General features: G+C 45.9%; 4 protein-coding genes. All 4 read right to left on the reverse strand.

Annotation, left to right across the window (positions count from 1 at the left end; all coding sequences use genetic code 11):
- Positions 1 to 41: 41 nt before the first annotated feature.
- Positions 42 to 3425 (reverse strand): carboxypeptidase regulatory-like domain-containing protein, encoded by a 3384-nt coding sequence (locus HMPREF9140_RS09890; protein WP_006953776.1) that lies wholly within the window; start codon positions 3423 to 3425, stop codon positions 42 to 44.
- A gap of 44 nt (positions 3426 to 3469) precedes the next feature.
- Positions 3470 to 5341 carry an Omp28-related outer membrane protein gene (locus tag HMPREF9140_RS09895; RefSeq protein ID WP_006953777.1) on the reverse strand — a complete coding sequence of 624 codons (1872 nt, stop codon included), beginning with the start codon at positions 5339 to 5341 and terminating at the stop codon, positions 3470 to 3472.
- On the reverse strand, positions 5341 to 7794 hold the full coding sequence (locus HMPREF9140_RS09900; RefSeq protein ID WP_006953778.1) for a choice-of-anchor J domain-containing protein: 2454 nt from the start codon (positions 7792 to 7794) through the stop codon (positions 5341 to 5343). The genes HMPREF9140_RS09895 and HMPREF9140_RS09900 overlap by 1 nt, the downstream gene beginning before the upstream one ends.
- A 599-nt stretch (positions 7795 to 8393) precedes the next feature.
- Positions 8394 to 11735, reverse strand: a complete 3342-nt coding sequence (locus HMPREF9140_RS09910) for a T9SS-dependent choice-of-anchor J family protein (RefSeq protein WP_006953779.1) — start codon at positions 11733 to 11735, stop codon at positions 8394 to 8396.
- Positions 11736 to 12388 lie beyond the last annotated feature (653 nt).

Below are 12388 nucleotides of genomic sequence, written 5' to 3' on the forward strand. Positions count from 1 at the left end.
CCGCCTTTAATAGACGGGAGGTGGAAAAGGTTAGTGAAATGTTACTTGTTAATGAACTTTTTGCCGTGTTGGATGACTATGCCACGATAAGTTGGGCCGACACGCTGACCGGAGAGGTTGTACATCGGTTTGCGTGGGTCGAGAGATATTCCCTCATAATGTGAGATAGGGTGCTCTGTGGCATCGGTCATATAATCCAGAGTGAATAGGTTAGTTGTTGGGGCGATATTGAAAAGCAGATACCCGGAACGACGAAGAATGGTGCTGTCTTTAGCGCATCGGACAAAGCATGTAATGCCATTGTCTGTGCCGAGAGCATAGGCTTTACCGAACTCTGCATCGCCCACCGTGAATGGGGCGTCAACTGTGTTCTGAAGTATATTCACAGCTGGGGCAATGGCTTCCGAAATAGGCTGCAATTCATAGCTGCCTTCTGCTCCGCGGAGCAATACTGCGGTATAGGCAGGAACTATCTCTACGCGTTTTAGGGTAGCTGTGGCGTCATCGGCTTTCGTTACGATATAGGCCTTTAGGGTGGATATTGTAGAGAAGTCAATGGCGCGGGTCGAACTGAATGCAGTCCAGCCTGTAGAGTTGATGCTCACAGTGATGGATGTTTCGGAAAGTTCGATGTTGAGTACGGAATCTTTTTTGAACAAGAGGTTTGCGGAAGAATAGTCGGCATAACCGTCAGCAGAGGTGGAGAGTGAGTAAGAGAGCGCAGTTTGCACTATGTCAACACTGTATCGTCCTGTAGCATTCGTCTTGGAAGAATATTTCACATCACCACTCATAAGAGTTAGCATCGCGTTGGGAACCGGTTTACCTTTGGAAGTAATGGTTCCGCTAATCTGCGCGGGCTTCAGCAATTTACCTAAGACAATTACGGGTAGAGGCTTGGCAACGAAAGAGGCGCCGTCTAGATTGGTGTCGTGCTGTCTACCGTAGCATTGGCCAGTAAGCACGGTACTCTTTTCGAAATTGGCCTGTCTGTATTGAGTGGCGCTAGATTTAACGATGATCCGCAAACTTCCACCGGTGTATTCGAATGGCTCGGTGAGTTTTATGGCGAGTAAGTCGGTGAGGTCAGTATCAGAACCTTTCTTAAGGAAAGTATAATCGGCATCGTAGACTTTCGTCATTCCTTCGCGATTTATTTCGGTAACGGTTGTTAGGTCAACCGGCACGGATGTTTCGGCTGTGTTGCCAATGAGCACTTCAAGGTGTGTGGTGAGATTGTCAGTGGTTTTATATCCTCGCCAAACCATAGAGGTTATTTTATCGCCTGCCGTGAGTCCCAATTGCTCGGCGGTATAGATGGATTCGGTTTCACTCTGCTTGTAGTTCAAGCTAAGCGGTGAGGAGTTTATTGTGCCTTCGGTCTCGCCCACGGTGATTGTTTGCGACCCTGTTTCAGGCGATATGGTCATCTCTACCGTGTCAGTGCGTAGAAAATATCCGTCGCCTTCGTTGCTGAACTCGATACATATGCGATGGGAACCGACTGTTGTGGGCGTATAGAAGAATCTGAATTCGGTTGTTGTACCGGCTGCTAATTCCACAGCTGGAGCTTTGGCGACCGTCTTGCCGTCGACATAGAGTGTTGCTTTATACGAGTCTGTCTCTTCGGCCCGTGCATTGATGTTTCGTAAGGTTGCCGTTGCTGTGTAGGCGTGATTAACGCTACCCGATGTGGGGAGTTTGGCACCTACGAGCATCCAGTCGTGCTTTACTGGTACGGGTTCGAAGCCGTAGATATTGTCGATAGCAGAATAGCCTGCACCGAAGCCGATGTAGTATTGTCCGGCAGGAATGTTGTCGATGATGAATGTGCACAGTTCCGAGTTGTAATAGGGCGCAACAGAGGCTCTCTTTGAGCTGAGCTCCGAGTTGTCAACGGCCCGTGCTAGAGTCCATGTCTTGCGGTCGGGAGAATAATAAATGTTTAAAAATGATTCGTTACTCGAATAGCGCACCTTGGCTACATCTACCGAGAACTTTTCATCCTGTGCTACCTTGAGTAGCGGAGTGATGAACTTGGTTTCCTCGTTGGCAACAGAATTCGATAGAAAGTAAGCATTTGTTGAGCTGGCATAGTCGTGTTGTTCAACTGTCCAGTTTGTTTCGGCGATGGAGCCAGTGGGCAGTTTCTTATCTTCGAAGGTTACAAAGAACTTAGTAGGGTCTATTACTGTTCCCGACAGAGTGGCTGAGACTGGCTGAACGTCTTCTCCGTTGATGGTTATCTGACCTCCGAAGATACCAGGAATATCGGTTTTCAGTGTTATGACTAGCGTAGTGTCTAAATGAGCTGCCATCGTGAATGGGGCTTCGAGTGAAGAGCTGAAATGTTCAGGCAACGAGATGCCCGTAACTTTCAGTGGTGCGGCTCCGGAGTTACGGATTATGAGAGGTAGGTTTTTCGGTTGGTTAATCATTCCGAAAGCGAAGGTCTTACCTCCGGCTTCGATTCCATCTTTATCGCGTAGGCTCATCTTTGGTGCATAGGGTACAGGATCTATCCATGCGCCGAACTTGGTACTGCCTGATATATTTTCTTTCACATCGTATCGTCCTCGTTTTGAAAAATCGGCATAGGGAACCTCACCCGAAACATCTACTGTTACCGTTTGTTCGGCCTGCAAGGTTTCACCAATGGGGACGGTGAATACCACTGTGTCGGCAAGCGAATGGTTGAGTACAGAGATTGAGAATCCTTCGTCGCCCGGATGCAGATCTACATTACCGCTGTTCTTGATTTTTACGGTGAAGGCAATGGGGAATTTCCCGTCGGGTCGACAGTCGGTTGTGCTTTTATTTAGGCATACAGCGCTTTGAATTGTGAGTGCCTTAACCTGCAAACTCTCAATACTTTCAGCTTCGAAGTTGTCGAAGATGACATTGGAGCCATATATTCCCACATAGGCTCCTGTCTGAGCTGGTAGTTCAACCTTCACATAGTCTGTGCACGATAGGGTGGGCAGGATTATGCTAATCTGCGCTCCACGTTTGTATTTGTCGCCCTCGCGGGTCACGGTATAGAATTTAACTGTACCGGAGGATGAGGTTTGTTTCACATAGATGCTAGCTTTGCCAGTTATTTTCGGTGTTACTAGCAGGTCGGTTGTTGGTCCGGTTTCCCATGAACTACCTGACCCCACAGCTGTTTGATCACCTACTTTAAGCGCACCCGAACCGTCGATACCATCGGTTGCAGAGTACGAATATTTCACATAGTAGATTTCACCGTCTTCATAATCAATATATCCATCTACGATGTGTCCCCATCCGTCGGCCACCTTGAAATCGTGGTTGGTAGTGGAGATGACGGTATTGAAGTCGAGTTTATACACATCGGCATTTGCCGTGATGGTACTCCAGAGTATCATTATCGGGAGCACGAATAGTTTCGTTCGATTCTTCATAAGATTTGATGTTTATGTTGTTAAGTAATGTTTGATGTATTCATTCATCGGGGTTGAATGATGATTTTTTTGCATTGCCCACCTTTTCTTATTATATAGACTCCCTGTTTCAGGTTTGATATAGGGATTCTTCGACCGTCGAGCGTGAAATATTCGGCCGCGGTATCAGGTGAATTGGCTTCCGTTCTCTTGATTCCATCGGGAACTATGCCTTTTAGGAAGATACTGTTTGCGTTAGTCACGTCAAGCTCGGGCAGATTGCCAGCATTTGCTTCGGTAGTGAACTTGGTTATTAAGGCTACCGCTTTCAGGTTGTTGACATTCCATTCGGCAGGGATAACGGAGGTGTAACTAACAGAGTATCGACCTGCTGAAACCTGCAACTCGTCGCCCATCGGGGCTGAAAGATAAGCGCGTATAACATTGTCGTGATGATAGTCGGCTTTCACAAACGAAGATGTCCGATCGGAATTGAACACCATCTGGTCGGCCTCGACTTCGTTTTCAGCAATGAGAACGGTGAGGGCTAATCGGTTGAAAATGGGAAGTGCATCGCTAGAAACATCGCCCTCGACAGTGAGAGTGAGTTTTCGAGAGGCTGTATCATAGGCTGGGATGAAGTTTATCGTGGCAAAAGCCGGGTTGAGATTGGCTTCATTGGCAAGTTGGCGCACCGACTGTGAGAGAATATCGGGCATAATGAAAATATAGTCGTTTGCATCGAACGCAATATGCTTCTCGCCGAAAAAGCTGAATCTGTCGATTGTAAAACAAGGTAATGTGTAGGCATAGAGTCCGTGCAGATAATTGGACTGGGGTAGGGAGAGTGAGGTGCCGGGACGATGAATGTTGACTAAACAGATGTTATTGTCGTTTCCGGCAATGTTCATTTGCTGGTTTACGGGTGGAGCCATAGGGTTGCCCTGGTCGGTGTATTGTTCTACGTAATGTTGCTGTCTGGGCAGAGCCGTGGCGTAGGAAATGAACGGGGCGTAGATGGTGTCGCAAATGGTGCTAACTGGTTGCTGACCATCTATCGTGCTCACGAAAAACTTTATGATGTGCCGACCGACGGGAAGATCGGATGGCAAATCGATCATATGGTTCATGCTCTCGAGAGCGTTCTCTTTCAACATCTTCGTTTCATTGAAGAAGATGGGTGAACGGTTGTCTATCTGGCAGCCTATTTTGCAACTGAAAACACTGTCGCGTCCTACGTTGCGATAGGTGAGAAATGCATCGATGTTTTCGCCCAGTTGCTTGTATTTGTTGCCTATGAGAATAGACTCCATGTCGAGGTCTTTATGTGGTTTATTACTGATGTCGACAATTAATTGTACGCATGCATTGCCTTTCTCGGAGAATGAAACGAAGGTGGGCTGCTTGCCCATACCGAAGTTTACATAAATCAGCGAGGCGAGATGATTGTCAGTTTTTGGTTTATATACGGCAATGGCACCTTTGCCGTCTTGAACCATCTGTTGTGTTTCGGTGTAGTTGTAGCCAAAGAAGAGTGAATCATTTTCGCTGATGACGTACTCTTGCGAGTTATTGAATCGTACTTCATTCCATCCGCTGGAGGTTCGTCTTACTGGTCGTGAAACTATTGTGTCGGTTACGTCTTTGTTTTGGATTCGACAAAGAAACACTCTGCTTTTACCTATGGATGAGCCCACGGCAAAGCGGATGCCAACGATTTTACAACCGGCATATGAGCGTAGCATCTGTGGCGTTGCCCATGCGCCGATTGCATATGTGTAGGCCTTGCCGATGCAAATGTCGGAGATGGTTATGCTGTCGCCATCTGTGTAGCTCAATGCACGTTCGGAGGCTGCAAGTACTTTTGCCGATTGTTGTGCGCTGGCATATCCTAAGGGTATACCGAGTACAAGTAGGAGGATTATTATCTTTTTCATCACTTACGAATTTTGTGTATTGTGCTACCTTGTTTAACGATATATATTCCATGTGGTAAGGCGTCGATGCTTTTGTTGAGTTTAACACCTGAGAGGTTGTAAATCTCCTCGACCGTAGAAGATTTGATGGTTGGAGATTCAATAGATGTTACTACAATCTGGTGATTGACCATGGGCGAGCGCCCGCTCTTGTAAACCGACTGCAGGCCTATGGTGTGATTGCCTTCAGATAGGTGCTCGATTGTGAACATGGGCCGGGTGGGCTCGCCAATCTTTACGCCGTCGAGGTATATGTCGTAGTGGTCTACGTTGCCATAGTCAACTATTTCGGTTTCGCCGTTGGCTGGGCCCACGGTGAAGTCGTCAATCTGTGCGAAGAACTTGTCGACTGATACATAGTGCACGGCCAATCGGACTTTCTCGCCCACATATGAAGCGAGCGGTATGGAGTATTGCATCCACTGCGTGCCGGGCATATTCTCGGCTTGGCCAATGACGGTGAAGTCGGCTGGGTCGGTACTGCCTGTGGAAAGGCAGAATTCGATACTTTCGGGATAAGCGTCGTTATACGATTTGGCTGTTACTTTGAGGTCGTAGCCTTGTCTGATAGTTAGCTCGGGCGAGATGAGCCACTTGTTGGCTTGGTATCTCTGGGGCGAGAAGAATATAACTGTTTTGTCGCCTGTCGGTGCTTTAACTGCCGGGTCGGTTGGATACATTGCCGGGGTGGTACTGTTCGGATTGAACACCATTGGGGCCACGGCTGCTGGATTGGTGGGTGTCGATGCGCCCGGGAAGTTTATTATCGAGCCGCTGAGTGATATGGGATACGTTGCTTTCTTGTCGAGGTCAAGGGTTATCCAGTTGCCGAACGTTCCGGTTGAAAAGTCGGCATACTCTTCAAAGCTGTCTTTGAAAAGTAGAATCTGGTTCCATTTCACTGTCGTTTTGCCTCCTTCCATGACGTCGGTCGTGATGTTGTAGGGTTCCAGAATGCGGTCGGTGAGGGTTATGCTGATGGTGGTGTCTTTCTGAACATCGATGAGTTGGCTAACGGCATTGAATGCGCCTTCTTCGGTGCTGACGAAGTATTTCTCTTTCGGGAGCGATTTCATTTCGGCCTCTCCGCCGACAACGGTGACGGGGTATTGCTGGCCGGTTGCGTTGCTGGCGACGGTTATTGTCTGATTGTCGGCCGTGAGTTTACTGTCGGCTGTTACTTTGAGTTTTAGTTGTGCATAGTTTTCGGCCGGTATGGCGATGTCGACCGTTGCCGTGTCGCTCTCTGCAACTTTATATTTGGCTTTCACGCCGAATCGGTAGTTGCCGGGTGTCACATTTTCTACTTCGAATTTGTAGGCTTGGGTTGTTCCCACGAGTGCATCGTTTTTATAAATTTCGAAATATTCGTTTGGGTTTTCGGGTGATTGGTTGTTTATTCGTTTTGCCTGATTGTTTTGGTGGGGTCGGAAGGGTTGTCCTACGAATATGTCGTCGACCATGAGCATGAATGCTCCGCCGTTGTTGTGTTCGCTGATGTAGCGTATTGCGAATTTGATAGGCTGTCCTTCGTATTCGGTTAGGTCGTAGCTGAATTGTTGCCATGTTTTGTGGTCTACGGTTTCGTAGTTGCCTTTGTCGAGTCGCACGAAGTCGTTTGGCATTGGGTTGTTGATTTTGGTTGTTGCGTAGACCATGAATTTCTCTTTATACTTATCGCCGGCCTTGGCTTGGAAGATGAGGCTGTTGCCTTTTCCGGGTGTGATGGTGGGCGAGATGAGCCAGTCGTTATTGGCTGCTCCGCTGCTAGTGCGCACGAATCCGACGTATTGTTTGCCGCTGTGTGGTCGCAGCACTGGATAGTCGTTCCACCAGGATGGTTCAACTGCCATGGGGTTCATTATTTGTGCGTATTGCATTGTTCCTCGGTTGGGATAGTTGCCTTTTAGGGAGATGGTGGCAAGGTGGTCTTCGTCGATTCCGGTCCAATTGCCGAATGTTATTGCGAAGGGTGTGTAGGATTCGAAATCGTCTGTGAAGGCTGGTGTTTCTTTGTTCCAATCTAGGATGACGGAGTTTATGCCGGTGTAGACATTGTGGTTGAAAGCTGCTGTGAGTCCGAACGGGGTTTGTGCGGCTTCGTTGAGCAGTAGTGTTATTTGTTTGTCGTGGTCGATGTTTATGTTATGCTCGACGGTTTTGAATCTCGGGCGTTCGATTTTTATGCTATGATTGCCCGGATAGACTTTCACCGAGCATTGTCCGGCGCTGTTGAGCAGAACGGGTTCGTAGGTCAGTGAGTAGTCGGTTTGCGTTAGCGTTACTTCTTGTCCTTCGAGATTTTCGTGTGTGTTGGCCACCACTTCTATGGTGAGTGTCTTGTCGCGTTGCTGTGCGTTTGCTGTCAGATTGAGCAGCGGGATTAGGATTGCGATGAGGATGTTTTTATTCATAATCAATAGGTGTTTTCAGTTTAATCAAACGGGTGGAATTTTTTGTGATTTCGCTCTTCATTGCTTTTGCGATGCTCGGCAGAGACTATTTTTCGATTTACACTGCATGTAAGTACTCGGCAGAGACTATTTTTTCATTTTACACCGCGTGCGATGCTCGGCAGAGACTATTTTTCGATTTACACTGCGTGTAAGTACTCGGCAGAGACTATTTTTTCATTTTACACTGCGTGCGATGCTCGGCAGAGACTATTTTCTCGACTTACACCGCGTGCAAGTGTTCAGCAGAGACTATTTTTTCGATTTACACTGCGTGTAAGTACTCGGCAGAGACTATTTTTTCATTTTACATCGCGTGCAATGCTCGGCAGAGATTATTTTTTCGACTTACACTGTGTGCAAGTGCTCGGCAGACAATCTGCCGATGTTTTACACGTGATTCAATGCTCGGCAGAATATCTTCCTACAATTGCAAAAGAGATTGGAGCTGGGAATACATCGTATTTTGGCTTATTCTTTATGCTGAAAAGGTCCGAAACCGACTGCTACCGGGCCTGGTAGCAGTCGTTGAGTTTCGGAAGTCCAGAATACAATCATTTTTACCTTTGTGTAATTCGCAAAGTCGTTGTCTTTCCGGCTTGATTCACCTTTATTATATATATGCCCTTGGGGAGCGACTTGAGAGTTGCTCTTCCGGTGCTGCGGCGAATCATGGTTCCGGCAGGAGTATAGACGGTGAGCTCGGCATCGTCGGCAATGGTTTCAACGTTTGTTATTCCGGTGGGCGACGGTATGAAGTGCTCAAGCATGAAGTCGTCGAAGAAGGCTACGTTGCTCGTTTGGTCGGTACTGTGGCGTAGGGCAACATAGATGTTCTTACCGGCATAGGCGGAGAGGTCGACAGTGTAATGTTGCCAGTTGTTTCCGTCGAGGAATGGAATTTCTTGCTTGGGCAACACTTCGGTGAACGTACTCATGTCGGTATTGCTGGTTTCGCTAACCAGTACCGTAACTTGATGCTTCGGAGCGGGAACAACGCTTTGGTTAGACTCCCAGTTGCGAGCATAGAAGCTGAACGAGGCTCCGTTCTGTGCAGTGAGTTGCCGGCTTATAATCCAGTTGTTTGCCTGCGAAACGCCTGTTGCGGCGGCAGGAGATGCTGCTACAAGAGCGGCGTCGCCAGAAACAGGACTCATAATTCCGTTCATCTGCGAGTCATAACCTACGGCGAAGGCGAATGGCTGTCCGCTCTTTTCGAACTTAATCCACCATGTTCCGAAAGCGTAAGAAATGGCCTGGTCGGCATCAATCATTGTGAAATCGCTTTCCCAATTGCGGTCGAGTGGATTTTTCTCGAATGAATAATAGAAAGCATCTCTTGCAAGAGCGTGTCCTTTCACGGGTAGACTCACCTTTAGACCGCTTTCGAACTCGACAACTAGAGCATCAATTACCTCGGCATTGCTTTCATGAGCATTGAATTGTAATGAGAACTGTTTGCCGCTGCCGCTGGGAATCTCGTCACCTGCCAACAATGTCGTAGAGAAGTTCTGAGTGGCGAATGCTGCACTCTTAATCTTGAGATTACTGGTGCCTTTGTTGATGAGCGTGAACTGTTCGCCCGAGTTGAGAGCCATGTTACAGTTCACCTTTCCGGCATTCCATTCAGGCTTATTGAACGTAGCTTTGTCGGCCATCACTTCTTCTATTACAATATTGTCAATCGCACCGCCGTGGTCTTTGTTGGAATTGAAACCATAGTGAGTCCAGCGGAACTTCACGGTTTTACCAGCGTAGGCAGCAAGATTCACCGTCTCGTTTATCCAATATCTCGTTTCACCTTCTTGTGAGATATAGGCCAGTTCGTTCCACTGACCATCAACATAGATATCGAACCCTATCTTGCTTATTCCATTGTTTGGAGAAACATTTTTCTTTTTGGCTATGCCCGTTTCATCTTTGAGAATGCTCGTTGGATGACCATCGCTCCAGTCGAAACTGATTTCCATAGCCTTACCCTCGGGCAGTTTGAATTCCTGTGTGGTAACAGAAGACCGCTCACCCGTTGCGAGCCATGAAGAATAGAGACATGGCTTTGCATTTCCACCAAATTCATTGATGGTCCATTTACGATTGTAGGTTGGCGACGGTTCACTTGACCATCCGTCGGGGAATCTAGCTGATGAGAAATCCTCCGTATAAGGATAGTTACCTGTTGAAGCATCTTTCTGCGTTGTGAAATGCCAAATGGGAACGTTTTGTGCATTACCCATAGTGTTGTATGGAACGATTTTCCAGTAGTAGAATGTTTCATAATCGGTGGTCGGAATGGTGTAGGTGAGTGCATTACCCACATCCTGTGCATTCACTAGCTCGGTGGCCGCTTCGGTCGTGCCAACATACACCTTGTAGCCAGTTGCAAATTGTGCCGGGCTCCATTTTAAGATGATATCCTTGCCGTAAACATCCTTCAAACTGTCGGCAGGCGCAATGAGCCCAGATATACCGGGAAGACCGTTAGCACCATACACATTCGGTAAGAATACGCGGTCTAGATAGAAGTTTGAAAACTCCTCAACACCTGTTTCGCTATCGTATTTCACAGCTGTATTTTTCCATCTCACAAACGAATTATTGGTTCCAGTACCCAAATCAACCGTTACCATCTCACGATGGTCGCCCTTAGTATAATCGAACAGCCATTTTTGCTGCCATGTTACTCCGCCATCTGTCGAAAGTTCTATACTCACATCGTTGTTCTGATATGTTCCTCCGTCATTACTTGTAAACTGGTTGTAGTATTCGAATATAAGCTTTCCGCCGTGCGAAAGATCCAGTCTTGGTGATGTGAGATAAATGTCGGTCATCGACGCCGTGGCATAAGCCGTGTGGTCACCCTCGAGTGCGAATCCATTCCATTCCCAACCCTTGTTTGTCCATCCAGCCGGAGGGAAGAATTGCTCGAAAGTTTCTTCGGTCATACCTTGCGGAACCACCGTTTTGTTGGCAATCAAGGCAATAGTTACATAGCCACCGTTGGTGTGCAGAACAGCCGAACCTGTGCTTGGACTGGTTAATGAAGCCTTATAAGATAATTGAAACTCAACATTTTCATATTTATTTAGGTTCACCGTCGACGGATCGATGGTCATTACTACCCCCTGTGGCAGATCTACGCTTAGGATTTTTAGTCCATTGAGTCCTTTATTGGTTAATTTGATCTTTTCCGAATAGAATTTCTCACCTACATAAACTTGTCCGAAATCATATCGATTGAGTGACACTTCCGGTATTGGTTGTGTTGGAGGAGTATACTGCTTAACCTTCACATTATCCAGGAAAACTACGTTCGCTTCGGTCGTGAGCATTTTATAAACAAATGCAATCTTAATCCGCTTACCCTGCCATTCACTCAAATCGATTTGGCTAGTGAACGGGTCCCAGTTCGTAATTGGATAAACTAAAACTCCACTAGCTCGTAAATCCTCCTCATTATGAATTGAGAAAATAGTTTCAGCGTTTTTAATATCGTTATTTTCAACGATTCTTACCTGCAGATCATAGAGCGTTTTCGATTGAAATGCCATCGGGCTCACTTTCCAATCGAAACTTAATTGATAGGTGTTGTCTAGATTAAGCTCGGGCGAAATAAGAATCTCTTCTCTAGGACCGTGTCCGGCGGCATCGCTTGGAAACATTGCACCATCGCACGACGCAACATGTTTTCCACTCAGAGTACCTTTTTCATTATAATAGTTCGTCCAATTATATTTCATGGTAGAACCATTATAACTATTCACTGTAGTCCACCCGCTCCCATTAGCAATTGGAGTTGAATAGGTATTAGTACTCGCAGTTTCAAAATCTTCGTCTAGAAGAATTTGAGCATTGGCATGAAGGCTCATTAGAGCTATAGCCAAAAGAAAGTATAATTTCTTCATAGATAATAAATTGATATGAGATTGATTATTGTTTGCCAAATGTAAGCAAAATTTTCAATTATGTCTGGTTTTATAATCTGTATTATTAAGTTATTTTAAATCTCCATCGTATCCATCAAGTATTTTTTCTAAGTTAGCAGTGTTTGCGTATTTAGCCTAGCTGTATGTTTAACCGTATGTATACTTACTGGTATGTATTAGAATAAAATATTTCTCTTTTTCAGTTTTTCTTTTTCTTGATTTATATCAATATTCTATTTTGTAATCTTTATCAGGTTCATTTTTTTGTTTTATTTTTTTGTTTATTTCTTTTTGCGTTTTTATCTTTGCACTCGCTTTTCCGCTTAACGGCGGTGTTTTTTTTTGAGACAGAGCAGTGTTCTTTGATTAGTTTTTAAGATATAGACAGAGAAGTAGTACAAGTTACATTTGGCATTATTGCCAGGTGTATAAAAAGAGTCAAACCGTTGATTTATCTATATTTTTATAGATATGAGTTTTTTATACTTCTAATATTTTTGGATATTCGTTCTAAGACAGGCAGATTTTAGGGTACATGATTATATATATATTATGTACTTTATTCATTTAGATATTTTACAATGGAGAGTTTGATCCTGGCTCAGGATGAACGCTAGCTACAGGCTTAACAC

The organism is Prevotella micans F0438 (assembly GCF_000243035.1).
Classification (GTDB): Bacteria; Bacteroidota; Bacteroidia; order Bacteroidales; family Bacteroidaceae; genus Prevotella; species Prevotella micans.